The organism is Bradyrhizobium sp. (genome assembly GCF_049586575.1).
In the GTDB taxonomy this organism is placed as follows: Bacteria; Pseudomonadota; Alphaproteobacteria; order Rhizobiales; family Xanthobacteraceae; genus Bradyrhizobium.
Window position 1 is genome coordinate 1 of sequence record NZ_JBAVCF010000266.1, and the last position, 18691, is coordinate 18691.

Annotated in this window: 17 protein-coding genes and 1 pseudogene; 9 read left to right on the forward strand and 9 right to left on the reverse strand. The window is 61.9% G+C overall.

Annotation, left to right across the window (positions count from 1 at the left end; all coding sequences use genetic code 11):
* Together WB528_RS10070 and WB528_RS10075 are read left to right on the forward strand one after the other, a co-directional pair.
* Positions 1-242: pseudogene (locus tag WB528_RS10070) on the forward strand (branched-chain amino acid ABC transporter permease); the annotation flags it as partial.
* Positions 243-254: 12 nt separating this feature from the next.
* Positions 255-1334 (forward strand): branched-chain amino acid ABC transporter permease, encoded by a 1080-nt coding sequence (locus WB528_RS10075; RefSeq protein ID WP_423888271.1) that lies wholly within the window; start codon positions 255-257, stop codon positions 1332-1334.
* Between the two features lie 30 nt (positions 1335-1364).
* On the opposite strand, the gene WB528_RS10080 is transcribed toward WB528_RS10075, so the two are convergent.
* The 6 genes from WB528_RS10080 to WB528_RS10105 all read right to left on the reverse strand — a co-directional run bounded on the left by WB528_RS10080 (position 1365) and on the right by WB528_RS10105 (position 10356).
* Entirely contained in the window at positions 1365-2387 is a 1023-nt protein-coding gene (locus tag WB528_RS10080) for an LLM class flavin-dependent oxidoreductase (RefSeq protein ID WP_423888272.1), read from the reverse strand.
* A gap of 62 nt (positions 2388-2449) precedes the next feature.
* Positions 2450-3559: an FUSC family protein gene (locus WB528_RS10085; RefSeq protein ID WP_423888273.1), complete on the reverse strand. Its 1110-nt coding sequence runs from the start codon at positions 3557-3559 to the stop codon at positions 2450-2452.
* A 122-nt stretch (positions 3560-3681) separates the two neighbouring features.
* On the reverse strand, positions 3682-5847 hold the full coding sequence (locus tag WB528_RS10090) for a carboxypeptidase-like regulatory domain-containing protein (protein ID WP_423888274.1): 2166 nt from the start codon (positions 5845-5847) through the stop codon (positions 3682-3684).
* Positions 5848-6053: 206 nt separating this feature from the next.
* A complete protein-coding gene (locus WB528_RS10095) occupies positions 6054-7580 on the reverse strand; it encodes an efflux transporter outer membrane subunit (RefSeq protein WP_423888275.1) in 1527 nt (508 codons plus the stop codon).
* Positions 7580-9154 (reverse strand): DHA2 family efflux MFS transporter permease subunit, encoded by a 1575-nt coding sequence (locus WB528_RS10100; protein ID WP_423888276.1) that lies wholly within the window; start codon positions 9152-9154, stop codon positions 7580-7582. The genes WB528_RS10095 and WB528_RS10100 overlap by 1 nt, the downstream gene beginning before the upstream one ends.
* Complete coding sequence (locus WB528_RS10105) at positions 9151-10356, reverse strand: HlyD family secretion protein (RefSeq protein ID WP_423888277.1); 1206 nt, start codon at positions 10354-10356, stop codon at positions 9151-9153. The genes WB528_RS10100 and WB528_RS10105 overlap by 4 nt, the downstream gene beginning before the upstream one ends.
* Before the next feature lie 125 nt (positions 10357-10481).
* Here WB528_RS10105 and WB528_RS10110 point away from each other — a divergent pair, with 125 nt between their 5' ends.
* A complete protein-coding gene (locus tag WB528_RS10110; protein WP_423888278.1) occupies positions 10482-11111 on the forward strand; it encodes a TetR/AcrR family transcriptional regulator in 630 nt (209 codons plus the stop codon).
* A gap of 20 nt (positions 11112-11131) precedes the next feature.
* Here the strand turns inward: WB528_RS10110 and WB528_RS10115 are convergent, their stop codons facing one another.
* A complete protein-coding gene (locus WB528_RS10115; RefSeq protein WP_423888279.1) occupies positions 11132-11260 on the reverse strand; it encodes a hypothetical protein in 129 nt (42 codons plus the stop codon).
* 28 nt (positions 11261-11288) lie between these two features.
* On the reverse strand, positions 11289-11735 hold the full coding sequence (locus WB528_RS10120; protein ID WP_423888280.1) for a hypothetical protein: 447 nt from the start codon (positions 11733-11735) through the stop codon (positions 11289-11291).
* A gap of 169 nt (positions 11736-11904) precedes the next feature.
* On the opposite strand from WB528_RS10120, the gene WB528_RS10125 reads away from it, so the two are divergent.
* The 6 genes from WB528_RS10125 to WB528_RS10150 all read left to right on the forward strand — a co-directional run bounded on the left by WB528_RS10125 (position 11905) and on the right by WB528_RS10150 (position 17027).
* The gene (locus tag WB528_RS10125) at positions 11905-12744 is read left to right on the forward strand and encodes a COX aromatic rich motif-containing protein (RefSeq protein ID WP_423888281.1); all 840 of its coding nucleotides are present in this window, start codon (positions 11905-11907) and stop codon (positions 12742-12744) included.
* Positions 12734-14740 carry a cytochrome o ubiquinol oxidase subunit I gene (gene cyoB, locus WB528_RS10130; RefSeq protein WP_423888282.1) on the forward strand — a complete coding sequence of 669 codons (2007 nt, stop codon included), beginning with the start codon at positions 12734-12736 and terminating at the stop codon, positions 14738-14740. The genes WB528_RS10125 and cyoB overlap by 11 nt, the downstream gene beginning before the upstream one ends.
* Positions 14737-15369, forward strand: a complete 633-nt coding sequence (gene cyoC, locus WB528_RS10135) for a cytochrome o ubiquinol oxidase subunit III (RefSeq protein WP_423888283.1) — start codon at positions 14737-14739, stop codon at positions 15367-15369. The genes cyoB and cyoC overlap by 4 nt, the downstream gene beginning before the upstream one ends.
* A complete protein-coding gene (gene cyoD / locus WB528_RS10140) occupies positions 15366-15752 on the forward strand; it encodes a cytochrome o ubiquinol oxidase subunit IV (protein WP_423888284.1) in 387 nt (128 codons plus the stop codon). The genes cyoC and cyoD overlap by 4 nt, the downstream gene beginning before the upstream one ends.
* Positions 15753-15989: 237 nt before the next feature.
* A complete protein-coding gene (locus tag WB528_RS10145) occupies positions 15990-16322 on the forward strand; it encodes a hypothetical protein (protein ID WP_423888285.1) in 333 nt (110 codons plus the stop codon).
* 111 nt (positions 16323-16433) lie between these two features.
* Positions 16434-17027 carry a sugar O-acetyltransferase gene (locus WB528_RS10150; RefSeq protein WP_423888286.1) on the forward strand — a complete coding sequence of 198 codons (594 nt, stop codon included), beginning with the start codon at positions 16434-16436 and terminating at the stop codon, positions 17025-17027.
* A gap of 250 nt (positions 17028-17277) precedes the next feature.
* On the opposite strand, the gene WB528_RS10155 is transcribed toward WB528_RS10150, so the two are convergent.
* Positions 17278-18573, reverse strand: coding sequence for a DUF445 domain-containing protein (locus WB528_RS10155; protein WP_423888287.1), 1296 nt, complete (start codon positions 18571-18573; stop codon positions 17278-17280).
* Positions 18574-18691 lie beyond the last annotated feature (118 nt).

Consider the following 18691-nt stretch of genomic DNA (forward strand, 5'->3'; position numbering starts at 1 on the left):
GCTTGAGGGCGAATTTCGATCCCACCATCGGCCCCGCACGCCTGCTCTACGCTTTTGAGGCCGTGATCATCGGCGGCCTCGGCAGTTTCTGGGGCACGCTGGCGGGCGGCATCGTGCTCGGCGTGGCGCAGACCATCGGCGCGCGCATCAATCCGGAGTGGCAGATCCTGTCCGGGCATCTGGCTTTCCTCATCGTGCTGGTGATCAGGCCGCGTGGCCTGTTTCCGCGCGCGCTGGATTAAGGGGAAACGGCGATGGAGGCTGACACCCGCGAGCTGAAGCAAACGTTCCACATCGAGACACCAGGCGCCGCTTCGCGCCTTTCCGCCGTCATCATAGGCATTGCGTTGCTCGTGGCCGTGATGTTGCCCGTCTTTGCCGGCCGCGACCTGATCCAGAATCTGATCTTTCTGTTCTACATGATGGCGCTGGCGCAATGCTGGAATCTGCTTGCGGGCTATGCCGGCCTGATTTCGGTTGGCCAACAGGCCTTTGTCGGCCTGGGCGGCTATCTTCTGTTCGCGCTGACATTGCCGGGCGGCATCAACCCGCTGCTGGCGATTCCTGTGGTGGGCGCAGTTTCAGCGGCATTGGCCTTGCCGACCGCCTTAATCGTGTTCCGCCTGCGCGGCGCTTATTTTGCGATCGGCAGCTGGGTCGTTGCGGAAGTCTATCGTCTCGTCTTCGCCCAGTTCAGGATGCTCGGCGGCGGCACCGGCACTTCGCTCGATCCACAAGTCACATCGTCCGTGCCCGGCATCGAATGGGTCAAGGGGATGTTAAATGTCCGCACGCCGGCCGCGCGCGACATTATCTCGTACTGGCTGGTGCTGGCGCTGACGGTCGGCACCCTAGCGCTCGTCTATTTCATGCTGCGTTCGCGCCGCGGGCTGGCGCTTGGCGCGATCCGCGATAACGAAACCGCGGCCGCGGGCCTTGGCGTTGACATTTACCGCATCAAGCTCGGCGTCTATGTCGCGGTCGCCGCCATGACCGGCATGATCGGCGCGATGATCTATCTTCAGAAGGCGCGCATCTCGCCGGATGCCGCTTTCTCGGTGCTGGACTGGACCGCCTACGTCATTTTCATCACGGTGATCGGCGGCATCGGGACGATCGAGGGGCCGATAGTCGGCGCGGTCATCTTCTACCTGATGCAGCGTTATCTCGCCGACTTCGGCGCGTGGTATCTCATTGTGCTCGGCGCGCTCGGAATCTTCGTCATGCTGTTCGCGCCGAAGGGCCTTTGGGGCTTCGTCGCCGAGCGCTATCATCTGACGCTGTTTCCGACACGGCGTAAACTTGTCGTCAGTGCCGGCGAGGGCGATCGCTGAGTTCGCGGCGTCAGTGAATCGGCTCGACCGTCAGCGCCAGCCGAGGGCAGGCGCGATGTGGGTCAGTATCGCCTCGATCACATGCGCGTTGTAGGCGACGCCGAGCTGGTTGGGCACGGTCAGTAGCAGTGTGTCGGCTTCAGCGATCGCTTCATCCTGCTTCAGCTGTTCGATCAGCACGTCCGGCTCGGCCGCATAGCTGCGGCCGAAGATCGCGCGGGTATTCTCGTCGATGAATCCAATTTGATCCTTGCCGTCCTGCTCGTGCCCGAAATAGCTGCGGTCGCGATCGTCCACCAATGCAAAAATGCTGCGGCTGACGGATACCCGTGGCTCGCGGGTGTGGCCGGCTTCCTTCCATGCGGCGCGATAGCTGCGGATTTGTGCCGCCTGCTGGATATGAAACGGCTCGCCGGTCTCGTCGCTCTTCAGGGTTGAGCTCTGCAAGTTCATGCCGAGCTTGGCTGCCCATATCGCGGTCGCGTTTGAACCGGCGCCCCACCAGATACGTTCGCGCAGGCCCTCGGAAATCGGCTCGAGGCGCAGCAGCCCCGGCGGATTCGGAAACATCGGCCGTGGATTGGGGCGCGCAAAACCCTGACCGCGCAATAGATCGAGAAAAATCTCGGCATGACGCCGCCCCATGCCGGCGTCGTCCTGACCTTCGGCCGGCTGATAGCCGAAATGCCGCCATCCATCGATCACCTGTTCGGGCGAGCCCCGGCTGATGCCAAGCTGCAAGCGGCCGCGGGAAATCAGATCCGCGCTACCCGCGTCTTCGATCATGTAAAGCGGGTTCTCGTAGCGCATGTCGATCACGGCGGTGCCGATCTCGATCCGGCTGGTTCTTGCGCCGACCGCCGCGAGCAGAGGGAAGGGCGAGGCGAGCTGGCGCGCGAAATGATGGACGCGGAAGTAGGCGCCGTCCGCACCCAGCTCCTCGGCTGCAACGGCGAGATCGATGGATTGCAACAGCACGTCCGCCGCCGAGCGGGCGCCTGACTGCGGCGAGGGATTCCAGTGTCCGAAGGAGAGAAAGCCGATCTTTTTCATGCAGACAATTTAGTGAGGCCTGGACCCGTTTGCCACTGTCGATTTGCGAAAGCCGGACGACCCTAGCCGCGCGCCCATTCCCCGACGACGCGGTGCACCTCCACAAGATGCTCGCGGAGCTGCTCGAGCGCGAAGCCGAGTGCAAACAACCGCTCGGCGTCCTCACTTTTCATGTTGCGCGTCAGTCCCCCACGCCGCACCGCCCCGAACGTGTCAATGTAATCCCGGAACGGGGCGTCGACGGCGCCGAGCGGAGGTGGGGGCTTTTGATCGCGCAAAGCCGCGCCACAGGCGCGGAGGAAATCGCGTCCCGTGGTCTCGATCTTCCTGAGCGGCGGCGTCAACCGCGCCGAGATTTCCCCAGGAAACTCGTATCCCACGGCTCGGCCAAGCATCACGACGTCATGGCGCAACCGCAACAACGTGCGCAACAGAGGGCCGGTGTCGGGGCCGGAGGTGAGCCGCGCATTGCGCTCGTGCTCGGCTTCGACCCCGGTTATATTCAATCGCGTCAGCGCCCCGGCGATCCCGTCCTGGATACGCCGGCGTTCCGCAAGGTCGAGCTCGCGGGTGTGGTCTTCCAGAAATCTTGAGAGACCATCCGCCAGAAGGTCGAGCATATCGGCCGCGGCCTGGACGGTGATTGCATTCGCGCGCGATGGAAACAACAAAAAGGACACGATGAAACCGACCGCACCGCCGACGGTGACCTCGAGTATGCGATCGATCGCGGAGCCGGCCGGGCTGACATGCTGCATGCTCGGCACCAGAAGCACGATGATGGCGGTCACCGGCAGCACGTTGAAATTGGCGCGAAACGAAGCGATGAAGGCGAGCGGCGCGATTGCAAGCGCCAACACGGCGAGCAGGGCCCATTCGCTTTCGTGCGGGATCAGGATCGCGAGCGCGCCGCCATAGGCGACGCCGCCGAAGGTGCCGATCAGATAGTCGCTCGCCACTTTCAACGAGCGGCCAAGGCTCATCTGGGTCACGATCAGCGATGTCAGAACTGCCCAGAGCGGCAGATGCAGATGCAGGACCTGCGCCACCGCGAAGGCCAGCACCGCGGCGACCGTCACCCGAAGCGCGAGGATCAGTTGCAGCCGGTAGCGGCGAATCCATTTGCCGATCGGCGTCAGTAGTCGGGTGAAGAGATCTTCGTTGGCAGGCATCCGCACTCTGAAAAGCGTGAGAGTTCCGGTTTAAGCCAGCTTCGGTGCCAAGACAATGAAAGCCGGGCTCCGTTCGCCGTCTGGCGCGGAGCCCGGCACCTTTCAAAGAGTTATCAAAGAACTCAATGTGCCAGCGGATCGGGCCGCATCTGCACCTTGAACACTTTTGGATAGGCTTCCTTGCCGCCTTCGCCATGGAAGTTGGCGCGCGTGCCGGAGGTGGTCCAGATGCCGCGGCCTTTCCACCCCTTGGAGTCGTCGTCGATCCGGCCGTCGACATTCTTGGTGAAGAAGCCGAGCGGGTAGGGCACGTGCAGCGTAACGAACTTGCCTTTCACGAGCGCGATCAGGGCTTCAGCGCCGTTGGCTTCGGCGATCGGCACATTGGCGCCGAGGCCCAGCACATTGTAGCGGTCGACCCACACATAATAAGCGTGGTTCGCGCTACCCTTGGGGTCGAGCCCCTTGAATTGCGGTCCCGGCAGCCGATAGACGTGCCAGCCTTCCGGGCACTGCTTGCCGTCGGCGGTGGTCGGGCCGTTGAGCGGCCCCTTGCACAGTTTGCGGTCGAAGCTCCCGAGATGGCCGCTCGACAGCACGGTCCAGACCACGCCATCCAACCCGATATCGATGCCGCGCGGACCGAACGTGCCTTCCGGAGGCTGATACACTTCCGCAAGCGCCGTGTTGGTGGGATCAGGCCCCGGCATCAAGCGAATGATGTAGCCGGGCTGGTCGACGCGGGAGAAGCCTCGATCCATCGCCTGGCCCCAGATGGAATCGTCGACCGGGCTTGGCATGATGCCGTAGAACGACGCGGCGATGCGCTTGTCCTTGGTCGGATCGACGGGATCCTTGGCGCCGACATATGCATCGCGCTTCCCGTTGCCGTTGGTGTCGATGACGAGCGCAGTCCAGCCTTGCGAAGCGACGCCGTCATGGGTTTCGCGGAACTGCTTGGTGTTGAGCCAGCCGACCATGCCGCCGCCGGCGCCCGGACCGCCAGCGCTCATCCACAGAGTGTCGTTGGCGTCGTGTCCGAAATACAGATGATGGGTCGAGAAGCAGGTGTTGATCAAATCCCATTTGCCGGTGGCGGGATCGAAGCGCGACAGCTCGCGTGCCGCGGTCGCCTGCGGATCGGCCTTGGCCGAGGGAAGGTTTGAACCCTGCTTGCAATAGTCCGGATTGGCCGGCGGGCGTAGTTTGGCGGTGAACCAGACCTTGCCTTGCTCATCCATCATCACGTTGTGGATTGAGGTGTGACCGTCCCAGATCGCCTCGTCGCCCCAATAGGCCGAGGTACCGTGCGGCGCGTCCGCTGAACCCGTCATCTTGGGATCGAGGTAAGGCTCCTTGATGGTGGAGGCCACGTTCTTGACCGGATCGAGCGTGGGAATGAGATCCGTGCTCTCTTCCGGCGATCCATAGATCAGCCCGTTCGCATTCAGATGCGGATTGCGTTTGTCGGTCGAGACCGCGTCGTGCTGGTAATGCGTCGGCGAGGCCCAGTCCCACTCCGTGTAAACGACATTGCGCTCGATGCCCTTGGGGCGCTCCGGCTTGTCGAACGGCAACGCGCCGGCTGCGATCTTGTCGGTCCACTTGGAGAAGGTTTCGTAGACCTTGTCGGGTCCGACGCTGTTGATCGCGGTCGCCATGTATTCCATGGCTTGACCGGCTTGCGTGCGCATCGCCCACGCGGTCTGCGAGTCGTGAGCCTGGTCCATGAAGAACTTCGGGATTTCGCGGATGCCGCGCGTGCCGAGGGCATGGCAGGACTGGCACATGTTCTTGACGGTATCGACAAACTGCGCCTGGCTCTTCATCGTTTCCGGCATCTTGTTGCCCTTGGCGCCGGTGCCGGGAAATTCACTCGAGGGCGGAATGTCGAGCAGGGAGTACCAGTACATGCCGGGATAATGCTGCGCATCGGCGGCAGCAGATGCGGCCGGCTTGACCTTGAAATCGAGCACCTTGCCGGGGCGTGATTCAACGGCAGCGCTGTCGGTCAGGCCATAGCCGCGAACCCAGACTTTATAGTTCGCGTCGGGCAGCTCGGGAATCACGAAGCGGCCCTGATCGTCTGACACCACGATCTTCGCATATTTGGTCGGGAGGTCTTTGGTCTCGGCGATGATCCAGACGCCAGCCTCCGGACCCTTCTCGCCAGTCACCTGGCCGCCGATGTCGTGGGCGGAGATGTTGACGTTGGCCGCGATGGCGGCGCCACCGTACATCAGCGCGAAAGCGCTTGCGCCTGCCGCGATCCATTGATTGAGCTTCATGACTCGTTTCCCCCACTATCCGACTGTCTCGCCGACGGTCGTCCGCTTGTCATGACATACCGTCTGTCATTCCCGCTATTTCGACCATAGTCCTCTCGTTGTCGAGGGCTTTTGAAAAGAGTTGCCTCTAGCGCCGTCCGCTTCTCACATGGTGAAAAACGACCTTATCGTCTCTGACCGCGGGTTGCGCCTGCGATGCGCGCGCCTCAATGTGCGGCGGGATCGGTCGTCGCGGTATCCTTGACCTGGACCACCATCGGCTTTGGCGGATCGGGCATCGCCTGTTCCCAGCCGCCGCCGAGCGCCTTGAACAGCGTGACCAGATCGAGCGCGACGTTAGTGGTCGACGCCGCCAATTGCTGTTCGTTCTGGAGCAGGTTGCGCTCGGCATCGAGCACGGTGAGGAAATCGGCGACGCCGTCGTTGTAGCGCGAGCGGCCGAGATCAAGCGCCGCGCGGGTATGCCCGAGCTGGTCGCGCAGCCGCGCGCGGCGGATCTGTTCGAGCCGAAGTGACGCAATCGCGTTGACGACTTCATGCCAGGCTTGCAGCACCGTCTTGTGATAGGTGAGGGCGGCTTCCGCCTGCTGTACTTCGCTCAGGTTGAGCATGCTCTTCAATCGAAAGCCGTCGAAGATCGGCAAGGTCACGCTCGGGCCGGCCATGTATTGCAGCGAACTTGCGTTGTACAGGCTGCTGAACTGGAGCGAGTCCAGCACCACCTGGCCGTTGAGCTGGAATTTCGGATAGAACGACGCAACCGCAACGCCGATATTGGCGGTTGCGGTATGCAATTGATCCTCGGCTTGGCGAATGTCGGGCCGGCGCCGCGCCAATTCCGACGGCATTCCTAGGGGGACGTGCGCCGGTAGCCTCAGCGCGTGTCCCGGACCGAGTGTGGCATTGAGCGAGCTCGGCGGCATGTCGAGCAGCAGGGCGATCGCGTTCTGATACTGGATTTGCTGCTGCTGCAGGCTCGGCAGTTGCGCGCGGATGCCTTCGACTTGCGCCGCCGCATTTTCGGCATCGAGCCCGCTGCGCACGCCCTTTTGCTGCAGCTGCTGGGCGAGCTGAAGAATATCCCGATCGACCCTCAGATTGCTTTCTGCAATCCGGATCTGATCCTGCGTGCCGCGAAGCTGGATGTAATTACGCGCGAGTTCCGCGAAGCTCGACACCAGCGCATCCCGCCTTCGATCCTCCGCCTGATCGACCTGCGCGTCGGCAGCTTCGACCTGGCGGCGAACGCGGCCCCAGAGATCGAGCTCCCAGGACATGTCGAGGCCGACCGTATACTCGTTGATCGGCTGAATGGGGACGCCGCCCGATCCGGCGGGGCCGAGCAGAGGCGCCAGCAGGCTGATGATGCCGTTCTTGGAGTAAAGTTCGCGTTGATACTTGCCGTCGCCATTGATGCTGGGAAATTCGGCGGCAGCCGCGGCGCCGCGCTGGTAGCGGCTTTCGGCAATGCGGATGGCAGCGGTTCGCACGTCGAGATTGGCTTCCGCAACGCGGCTTTCGAGATTGGTCAGAACCGGGTCGCCAAAGATGTTCCACCAGTTCGGATCGGTCGGCGCCGGCAGATGCGCGTCCGAGATCGTCTGACCGTTGAAGGTCTTGTTCTCAGGCAGATGGGCGTTCGGTTCGACGAAGTCGGGCCCGAGCGTGCAGCCGGAGAGCATCACGAGCATGGCGGCGAAAGCGCCGCTACGGCAGCGGTAGAATTTCGGCATCAATGGCCACCTCCGGCCCGCATGCCCCCGGTCTTCGGCGAAAGCAGGAAACAGAGGGGGACAATCAGAAAGGCCACGATCGCGCAATAGAGGAAGACATCTCGATAGCCGAGAATCGCGGCCTGTGTCCGGAACACCTGATAGACCCGGCCTACAGCCGCGTCATGCGCCGCGGCGCCGACGCGGCCCATCGCCCGCAGCGCCTGTTCGTATTGCGCGACGAGTGCCTGGTATGGCTGGTTGAGCGGCGTGATCCATTGCGACAGATAACTTTGATGCACCTGCGAGCGCTGCGTCACCTGCGAGGTCGCCAGCGCAATTCCGATCGAGCCGAAAATATTCCGGAACATCGCAAACAGCGCGGCGCCGTCGCCGTTGAGTTCCCGCGGCAACGTCATGTAGGCGATGGTGCTGATCGGCACAAAGAGGAACGCCAGTCCGGCGGACTGGAAGGTCCGCATGTAGACCAGTGTCTTGAAGTCGATATCCGGGACCAGCGTGCTCGAATAAACCAGCGCACACCCGATGATCGTGAAGCCGGTCGCGATGATGAAGCGAATCTGTACCTTGGTCATCAGCCGGCCGACGAATGGAATCAGAAGGATGACCGCGATCCCTCCCGGAGAGAGAATCATCCCAGCCCAGGTCGCGTTGTACATCAGCACGGTCTGGGCGAATTGCGGAATCAAGACGGCGCTCGCATAGAGAATGCCGCCGGTGGCCCCGATCATGACGCACCCTCCGGCGAAATTCCGGTCGGCAAACACCGAGAGATCGACGATAGGCTTCCTGGCGATCAACAGCCAGCCGATCGCTCCCGATATCCCAAGGAAAGCGAGTATCGCCATCAGGCGGATGAAGCCGGAATTGAACCAGTCGGCATCCTCGCCGCGGTCCATCATGATCTCGAGACAGCCGAGGCCGATCGCGATCAAGGCGAGGCCGATATAGTCGATGCCGCGGCTGCGGCGGTTCTTTTCCCACGGCGGATCTTCGACCAGCACGGAAACGAAGAAGGCCGCGATCATGCCGACGGGAACGTTGATGAAGAAGATCCAGCGCCACGACACCTGATCGGTGATGATGCCGCCGAGCGTCGGGCCCAATACCGGCGCGACGATGGTTGCGATCGCCGTGACGCCGAACGCCGCGCCGCGTCGCGCCGGCGGAAAATAATCCAGAATGATTGACTGCTGGTTCGGCTGTAGTCCGCCGCCGAAGAATCCCTGCATCAGGCGAAAGATGATGAGCTGGCTGAGGCTCTGCGCGATGCCGCACAGGAACGAGCACACCGTGAACATCACGATGCAGATGATGAAGTAGCGTTTGCGGCCCAGGAGGTCGCCGAGCCATCCGGAGATGGTCAGAACGATGCCGTTGGCGACGAGATAGGAGGTCAGCGCCCAGGTCGCCTCGTCGTTGCTGGATGACAGGCTTCCGGCAATATGCGGAAGCGCCACGTTCACGATCGTGGTGTCGAGAATCTCCATAAACGCGGCCGACGTCACGATGACCGCGATGAGCCATGGATTATATTGCGGTTTCCATGGTTCTTCGGGTTTTGCGTCGCTCATTGCACCGCGACCCTCGGCTCAACCGAAATCCCGAGCGGCAGCGGAATGTTGGGATCGAGCCCCTTGTCGATCACGATCTTCACCGGCACGCGCTGAACGATCTTGATGAAGTTGCCGGTGGCGTTTTCGGGCGGGAAGGCCGTGAATTTCGAACCGGATCCAAGCTGGATGCTGTCCACATGTCCTTCGAGCCGCAGCTGCGGATATGCATCGACGCGGATGCTGACGTGCTGGCCGGGCCGCATGTTGACGAGCTGGCTCTCCTTGAAGTTGGCGGTGATCCAGATTTCCGGCGCGACGATTGAAAATATCTGCTGGCCGGGGGCGACGTAGTTGCCTTGCTCCACGTTGCGCTTGGTGATCCAGCCGTCCTGGGGTGCTGTGACCACGGTCCAGGACAGATTCAAATCAGCCTGATCGAGCTTCGCTTGCGCCTGCTCGACCTGGCCCTTGAGCTGGCCTACGGCGGCGTCGGTCTCGCCGACGCGTTCCGCGACTGGCGAGTTTTGGGTCACCTGGGCGTCGGCCAACGCCACCTGCGCTTCGGCCTGCTTCAACGCGGCTTCCGCGGCATCGACATCCTGTTGCGAAGTCGCAGCCTTTGGCAGTGCCTTTTGCCGATCGTAATCAGCCTTGGTCCTGGCCTTCGTCGCCTTGGCGTTTTCGAGCTGCGCCTTGGCTTGTTCGAGTTGCGCAGGAAAATTCTTCTTCGCAACCTCCAGCCCGTATTGCTGGCCGCGATACTGCGCTTTCGCGGTCGCAAGCGCGCCTTCCGCCTGCTCACGATCAATCCGGTATTGCCGTGGGTCGATGTGGATGAGCGGCTGACCCTTTTTGACGAACTGGTTGTCGTTGACGTCGAGCGAGACCACCGTGCCAGCGACCTGCGGCGCGATGGTGATGGCGCGGCCGTCGGTAAAGGCGTCGTCGGTTTCTTCGATGCCTCGGGTCGTGAGCCAATAATAGAGGCCGCCGATGGCGAGCAGCGTCAGCACCACGCCGCCGATGATGACGACGGTGGGCCGCCGTTTCTTTCTGGTTTCTTCGCGGGCGGCCGCAGTCGCAGCCGCCTTGTCGTTCTCGGGTGTAGATTTGGAGGCGTCGGGCTTCGCCTCCTCCGGTTTGGGCGCATCCTCGCCGCGCCGCTCGGCGCGCTTCACTTGGGGTGAGCTGCTCTCCTGCTGGACATCGTCAACCGGCATAGGGCGCGACCCCCTTCAAACTGCTAAATCCGTCAGCCTTGCCACGTCAGTGGCGCCCCGGATATAACCGTACCTGATGGTTCGTTTAGTGACAAGGGTTGCTCCGACCGTTCGGTGACGCTGGCATGCCTACAAACCCGGCCACTCGAAAAGTTCCGCGCGGCGCCCGGCGGCGCAAGCAACTGATTGACATTGCGGAGCAAATGCTTCTTGAGCGCGGCTTTCCCGACACCACGATGCAGATGATCGCTGAAGCGGCCGGGGCGTCGAAGGAAACGCTCTACCGGCACTTCGAAAGCAAGGAGCTTTTGTTTGCCGAGATCATCAGCCGGAAGGCCCAACAGATTTCCGGACCCGACACGCCGATGGCGCGCGGCGGAAGTCCGGAAACGGTGCTGACGGAGCTCGGTGTCAATCTGCTTCGCACTATCGTCACCGGAGAGGCCTCGTTTCTGTTCAGAACCGTCGTGGCCGAGGCGACGCGCACGCCGGAGCTCGGCGATCTCTTCTATCAGCGCGGTCCGGGGCTGACGGTCGCGCGGCTCACGCAATATCTTTCCGAGGCGTCTGCAAGGGGCGAACTGCATTGCGACGAGCCGACACTGGCAGCGCGGCTCTATCTCGGCGCGGTGGTTTCGCAATTTCATCTGCGCCGTCTGTTCCAATCGACATGGAAACCGCCGACCGAAAAGGAAATCGGCCGTCACGTCAAAGCGGCCGTATCGATGTTCCTGGCGCAGTTCGGCCCGCGATGAACCAGAATGCGATCGGCTGTCTAATACTGATTGACCGCGGCTCGCAGCGCGACCCGGAGCGCGGCAATGCCGGATTGCATGTCGGCCATAAAGAAATTGACGGCCAGCAAGGGCCAGAGCCGGCGAGTCTGGCTTTTGCTTTGCCGCATGCGGGCACGCGTTTTCTGGATCGGGCCTTTAAGCCGTGTGACCGGGATCAAAGTCGGTCGGCGTTTTCTTCTTCCGTTGCGGGACCATTTTCGCCGGATATGGCTTGCCCGGCACCCCGCGCGGGCCGAACAACTCCCGCTGTTGATCGTCCTCGGACTGCCGAGGGCGGCCATCGTCGAGCTGTGGACGCCATCTGCTGCAGCTCTCTTCATAGATCTGCCAGCTTGGCTTCAGTTTCTTGTTGGCAGCCGCACTGCTTTTCTCGGTCATCGCGAGTTCCTCCATTGCCGGTCTTGATGGAAGGTGTTGCCTCAAGAAGCTAACCGCGCCAGTGCAAGAGTTGTTCCCGGTTTGCTTCGGACGATTGCTGGATTGCAGGCTCAAGTCGCCGGCTTCGGCGTTGTCACGCGTGAAATCGGGGAGCGCGCGATGGAAGAAATCCAGATGCCGCTTGCGTCCTTGAACGGCGCGCAAGCGCCTGACCCGTTCACAAGCTACCGGCATGGTCCATGTGACTTCGGGATGAACACATCATACCAAATTCAGCTTGACCCCGGCCATCCAGCTCAGAACAATGCCCGTGTGTCTGGAACCTCGCTCGCCGGCAACGATTGCCGCGGATTCATCTCGCCCGGACCTGCCGATGAACATTCTCGATCCACAAGGTCCGGTTGCTGCGGCTGACAAGGCCATCCTGATCGATTCGATCGCGATCATGCTGGCGATCGTGCTGCCGACAATCGCGGCAATCTTCGCCTTTGCCTACCACTTCCGCCAGTCGAACGGCCGGGCGTCTTATCTTCCCAATTTCGCCCACTCCGGCCGCATAGAACTGGTCGTGTGGTCGATCCCCACGCTCACCGTCATCCTGCTCGGCGGCGTCGCCTGGATCGGTTCACATCAGCTCGATCCGGCGCGGCCGGTGGAAGGGACGGGTGCGGGTGTGACGGTGCAGGTCGTCTCGCTCGACTGGAAATGGCTCTTTATCTACCCCGACCAAAGGATCGCCTCGCTGAATTCGCTGACGGTGCCGGTCGGCGCGCCGCTGCATCTCCAGCTCACCTCTGGCAGCGTGATGAACGTGTTCTTCGTGCCGTCGCTCGGCAGCATGATCTACACCATGAACGGCATGGTGACGCGCCTTGAGCTGCGCGCCGACGGTGTCGGCGACCTCCAGGGCCTGTCGGCGATGCTTAGCGGCGACGGTTTTTCGGACATGCTGTTTGACGTGCACGTCGTCTCGCAGCCGCAATTTTCGGAGTGGGCGAGTGGTGTAGCCAAAAACGGCAAGACGCTCGATCGCAAAGCCTATAGCGAACTGGTCAAGCAGTCGGTGCCGAAAGACAAACAGTCCTACAAGCTCACCGATCCCTTGCTGTTCCACGACATCGCGACGCAGGCGATCCCGCCCGGCCCTGGACCGAAACCGGTCGACAATCCGGCAAGACCCGAGCCTGAGAGTGGAGCAGCCAGTGTTAGGTAAATTGACCTGGGCCGCGATCCCCTTCGATCAACCGATCCCGCTGATCACCGGTGCTGCGGTGCTGGTCATCATTCTGGCCGTGATCGCGTGGATCATCATTGCCGGCCACCTGCCTTATCTCTGGCGCGAATGGATCACCAGCGTCGATCACAAGCGGATCGGCGTGATGTACTGCTTGCTCGCCCTGGTGATGCTGCTGCGCGGCGGCAGCGATGCCATCATGATGCGCGCGCAGCAGGCGGTCGCTTTCCATTCGCAAGGCTATTTGCTGCCAGAGCACTACAACCAGATATTTTCCGCGCACGGCACCATCATGATTTTCTTTGTGGCGATGCCGTTCGTCATCGGCTTGATGAATTTCGTCGTACCGCTGCAACTCGGCGTGCGCGACGTGGCGTTTCCGACGCTCAACTCGGTGGGCTTCTGGCTCACCGCGACCGGTGCGCTGCTCGTCAACGTCTCGCTCGTGGTCGGCGAGTTCGCGCGAACCGGCTGGCTGCCTTATCCGCCGTTGTCCGAACTGACCTATTCGCCCGGTGTCGGCGTCGACTACTATTTGTGGTCCCTGGAGATCTCCGGCGTGGGCACGCTGGTGGCGGGGATCAATCTCGTCGCCACCGTCCTGAAGCTGCGCACCAAAGGCATGACTTACCTGCGTATGCCGATGTTCTGCTGGACCACGCTCGCATCGAGCCTCCTGATTATTGCGGCGTTTCCGATTCTCACCGCAACGCTGGCAATGCTGATCCTCGATCGTTATCTCGGTTTCCACTTCTTCACCAATGAAGCCGGCGGCAATGTCATGATGTTCATGAACCTGATCTGGGCGTGGGGGCATCCCGAGGTCTACATCCTGGCGCTGCCCGCGTTCGGCATCTTTTCGGAAGTGGTCCCGACATTCTCCAGCAAGCCGTTGTTCGGTTACCGCTCCATGGTGATTGCGACCATGGCAATCTGCATCATCTCATTCTGCGTCTGGCTGCATCACTTCTTCACCATGGGCGCCGGCCCCAACGTCAACGCCATATTCGGCATCGCCAGCATGATCATCGCGGTCCCGACCGGCGTGAAGATCTACAACTGGCTGTTCACGATGTACGGTGGTCGCGTGCGCTTTGCGACGCCGATGATGTGGTCGCTCGGCTTCATGGTGACCTTCATCATCGGCGGTCTGACAGGTGTTCTCGTCGCGGTGCCGCCGGCGGATTTCCTCCTGCACAACAGCATGTTTCTGATCGCGCACTTCCACAACGTCATCATCGGCGGCGTGCTGTTCGGGGTATTTGCGGGTTACATCTACTGGTTCCCGAAAGCCTTCGGTTTCCGCTTGCATGAGGGGTGGGGCAAGGCCGCGTTCTGGTTCACCCTGACCGGATTTTACGTCACCTTCATTCCACTCTATGCGGCGGGCTTTCTCGGCATGACGCGGCGCATGCAGCACTACGATGTCGCGGAATGGCAGCCCTTGATGATCGTGGCGGCGATCGGCACGATCCTGCTCTCGATCGGAGTGATTTGTCAGGTCGTACAGCTTGCCGTCAGCATCCGCGATCGTGAGTCCCTGCGCGATGTCACCGGCGATCCCTGGGACGGGCGATCGCTGGAATGGTCCACTTCCTCGCCGCCACCGGTGTTCAATTTTGCGGTCATGCCGGACGTCGGAGGCGAGGACGCCTACTGGGCGATAAAGTCGCGCGCCAGGCAGCAGGGCTCGCTGAGGACTGAGCCCGAATATAGAGATATCGAGATGCCGAAGAATTCGCCGACTGGATTTGTCTGCGCCTTCTTTGCGACGATCATGGGCTTTGCCCTGATCTGGCACATCTGGTGGATGGTCATTCTCGGCGGGATCGGCGCGTTCGCGACCTTCGTGGCGTTCGCCTGGCGCGACCACGACGAATACGTCATTCCCGCCGCTGAGGTCGCGCGTATCGACGGCCTCAATCGCGAGGCGCGCCGCGCCGCCCTCAACCAGCTTGCGGGGAACCGGCCGTGACAGACGCAGCGTTTTACGAACAAGGCGATCCGAATCTCCTGGGCGGCCGGCCGCACGAGGGACCTGCTTCGAAGCGGATCGTGACCGGCTACGGCTTCTGGATATTCCTGCTCAGCGACATCGTGATGTTCTCCTGCTTCTTTGCAACCTATGCGGTGCTGCTGGAGAGGACCGCGGGGGGCCCAAGCGGCGCGGAATTGTTCGATCTCAGGAGCGTCGCGGCGGAAACGGCCTTCCTGCTGCTGTCGAGCTTCACCTGCGGCCTTGCGATGATTGCAGCCGACGTCCGCAATCTGCGCTGGTACCAGATCAGCATGGCCGTGACCTGCCTGCTGGGCTTGGGTTTTCTGGCGCTTGAATTTCGCGAATTCGCCGATCTCGTCGGCCGCGGCGCCGGACCGACGCGCAGCGCCTTTCTCAGTGCGTTCTTCACCCTGGTCGGCTGCCATGGCATGCACGTCTCGGCGGGCATTCTCTGGCTGCTCACGATGATGGCGCAGGTGTTCGCCAAGGGATTTCGCGCCGACATCATGCGGCGCCTGTTGTGCTTTGCGCTGTTCTGGCATGCGCTCGACATCATCTGGGTCGCGATCTTCTCCGTGGTCTATCTGCTCGGGAGCGCTGCATGAGTGATCAACATCTGCATCATCCCATGGATCTCGCTCCCGGCGATGAGGAAGAAGTCCGCATCGGCCCGCGCCTGCTTGGTTATTTCATCGGCTTCGGACTGGCGATCCTCCTGACGGTGACCTCGTTCTTCATCGCCGGCACCAGCCTGGTCTGGCAGCCGTCAATTCCAGTGGCGCTGGTCGTGCTCGCAATCGCGCAGATGGGCGTGCATCTGGTGTTCTTCATCCACATCACGACCGATCCCGACAACACCAACAACATCCTGGCGCTGGCCTTCGGTCTGCTGATCGTGTTCCTGGTGGTCGGCGGTTCGCTTTGGATCATGGCCAATCTGAACCAGAACATGCCGCCGATGGATCAGATCATGCAGATGCAGCGCTGATCGGAAGCGTGCGGGAAACCGCCGGGCGCGATCCTGCCTATGCGGCTTCGAGCCGCCTTCAATTTCAGCAAGGTGTTGCCGACGCTGCAACACCATCTCCAGCGCGGTGGACGGATTCCTCGCCAAGGTGCGCGCCGCTTAGGGCGCGCCCTCGGGCCGGCATTGCCGGAACGGCCGATTGCTGTCACTTTACCGTGTCACGTTTGTTCCAGGCGACGACAGAGGTGAGGGCGCGTCATGGCGCGATTTTTCGCAGCGATAGTGTTACTCGCGATACTGCCGGGCTGGACCGACACCAGGGGTATGGTGCGCGTCGAGGCTGCTTCGCCCGACAAGCCGTATGACTTCGTGGTCCACGTTCGGAATATCCCTGACATCAAGTACAACCCGCTGGTGCGGCAGGATCGCAACCGCATGGCGCTCGATCTCGTCCGCGGTGAATGCCGGGGCGGCCGCGTCGTCGGCGAGGACACCGTCACGACAGAGATCTACGGGTTGACCTCCAGTCTGCCGGACTATGTTGTCCTTGTCAGCTGCGCGCGTACAAGGAGCTCGCGCCGCCCGGGCTAGGTCTGTTGGGCGCAAAGGCATAGCGGTGATTCTCCCCGTCACGCCATGCGACATGATCTTGTATTCGGCATAATGGCGGCGCCAGCGAATCAGACTTCCGGGGAAAGCTACATGGATACCGAGCGACCGCGCCGCGCCGTGCGGGTGGCAACCCGGAGCGCCGAATGGGACGCGATGTCCGGCGTCACCAGGCAGGCGATGCGGGTGACGGCCGAGATGAACAAGCTGTCCTTTGACGACGTCGCCAGGGTGAGAGAGCTGTTCAGCGAATTGACGGGTCGAAAGGTGGACGACACCTTCATCCTGATCCCGCCCTTCTATTCAGCCTACGGTCGCGATATCCGCGTCGGACACAAGGTGTTCATCAACCAGTGCTGCACGCTTTACGACATGGGCGGCGTTGACATCGGCGATCGCGTCATGATCGGGCCGAACGTGAATATCATCACCACAGGTCACCCGCTCGAAGTTTCGCGGCGACGGGCCTATGTCGAGGGAAGGCCGATCATCATTGAAGAGAACGTCTGGATCGCAACGGGCGCTACTATTCTTGGCGGCGTGACGGTGGGTGAAAATTCGGTGGTTGGAGCCGGCGCGGTTGTCACCAAAGACGTCCCGCCGAACAGTTTTGTGGCGGGCGTCCCCGCCAAAGTTATTCGTTCGCTTGAGGAAAATCCCGGCGACGCCGCGGAGGGCGGCCGGTGAGGGGTTAGAGAATCCGCGAATTGTTGGTGCTAGGCTCACAGCGCGGCAAGCCGATACGGCGTCGCGCCTTCGCCGTCATCGAGGCCGGCTTCGGATAAAAATCAGCACCGGGAGAGACGTAACAGCAGAAGGCGGGCGGTATCGGAATAGATTGCGATGGTCGTTTGAGCCCCTGATGCCGTCTGATGCGCGATCTTCGTTAAACGAAGGCAACCGGTAGCTGCGCCGGTTCGGAGTATCCAAGAACCGCCTAAAACAGTTGCGTGATCGCAAAGATGATCAGGCCGACGAGCCCCCCGACCAGCGTGCCGTTGATGCGGATATATTGCAGGTCGCGGCCGACCGTGAGCTCGATCCGCTCGGTCAGCGTTTCCGTATCCCAGTTCTCGACCACCTTGCGGATGAATTCGGCGATTTCGGTGCGTCGTGGCGCCACCGTGCGCAGCACCGCGACGCGGAGCCAGCGGTTGATGCCGGTGCGAAGGCTCTCGTCGTTCTGAATTCGCCTTCCGATGCCGGTCAACAGGCGCGCCAGCACCCGCGTCAACTGGGCTTGAGTCTCGGGCGACTCCAGTCTGTCCGCGATCGAGACCCAGAGCGTGTCGATCTGACCGATGACCGCGGGCGTGGCGAGCATTCTTGTTTTCAATTCCTCGCCCTTTTCGATCATCTCAGGTTTTGTGGCGAGGTCGCCGATCAGTTGCTCGATGGTCGAGGTCATCTCGATCCGCCAGGGATGGCTTGGCTCGCGCATTTCGTCGAGAATGCGCGCCACGCCGTCGATGATCTTGTCGGCGACCATGACGTCGATCCATTTCGGGATCAGGCGCGAGGTGCGCTTGGACACCTTTGAACGGATCGTCTCGCGGTTCTCGGCGAGCGCCGTGGAGGCCCAGGCGAGAAGCCTTTCGGCCAAGACCTGCATCTCGCCGTGAGCCCAAAGCAGGGACAGCAGCCTTGAGGCGAAGGGAGCGGCCGGAACGTTTTCGATCCCTCCCCGCACGGCGCCGCTCAGGAAAGCGTTGAGGTCTTCGCGCGGAAGGGCTGCGATCGCCTGATTGAGCGACGAGGTGGCGCGCTGCGCGACGTTCCTCGCATTGTCGCCGCGCAGGATCCAGCGCGCCGCCCAGCCGGAGATGTCGACATCCCTGATCCGCTCAGCCAGCACGCCCGGCGACAAAAAGTTGTTGGCCATGAAACGGCCGATCGCAATGCCGATGCGTTCCTTGCTGTTGGCGACGATGGCCGTATGCGGGATCGGTATGCCGAGCGGGTGTCGAAACAGGGCGACTACGGCGAACCAGTCGGCGCAGGCGCCGATCATACCGGCTTCGGCAAAGGCTCTGATGTAGGCAAGCCACGGCCAATGCTTCACGCCAACAGAGGTTGCGATAAAGATCGCAAGCATCAGAACCAGCAATGAGGTCGCGAGCGTCCGCGCCCGGCGCAGCACGCGCCGCCGTTCTTCCACGCTGCCGCCGGCGATCAAGGCGCCGATGGAGGCCTTGGCTGTGTTTTCAGGGGGTGCAAGATCGGGAGACCGCATTGGGTTTTGGCGCAGCCAGTTCCGCGTAACGCTCTTTGATATGACAGCTGCCAAAGATAAGTGCTAGCCGGCGAAGAGTGAAGTACGCCTGTCGGCCCGCGCAACTTGAATGGGCCAA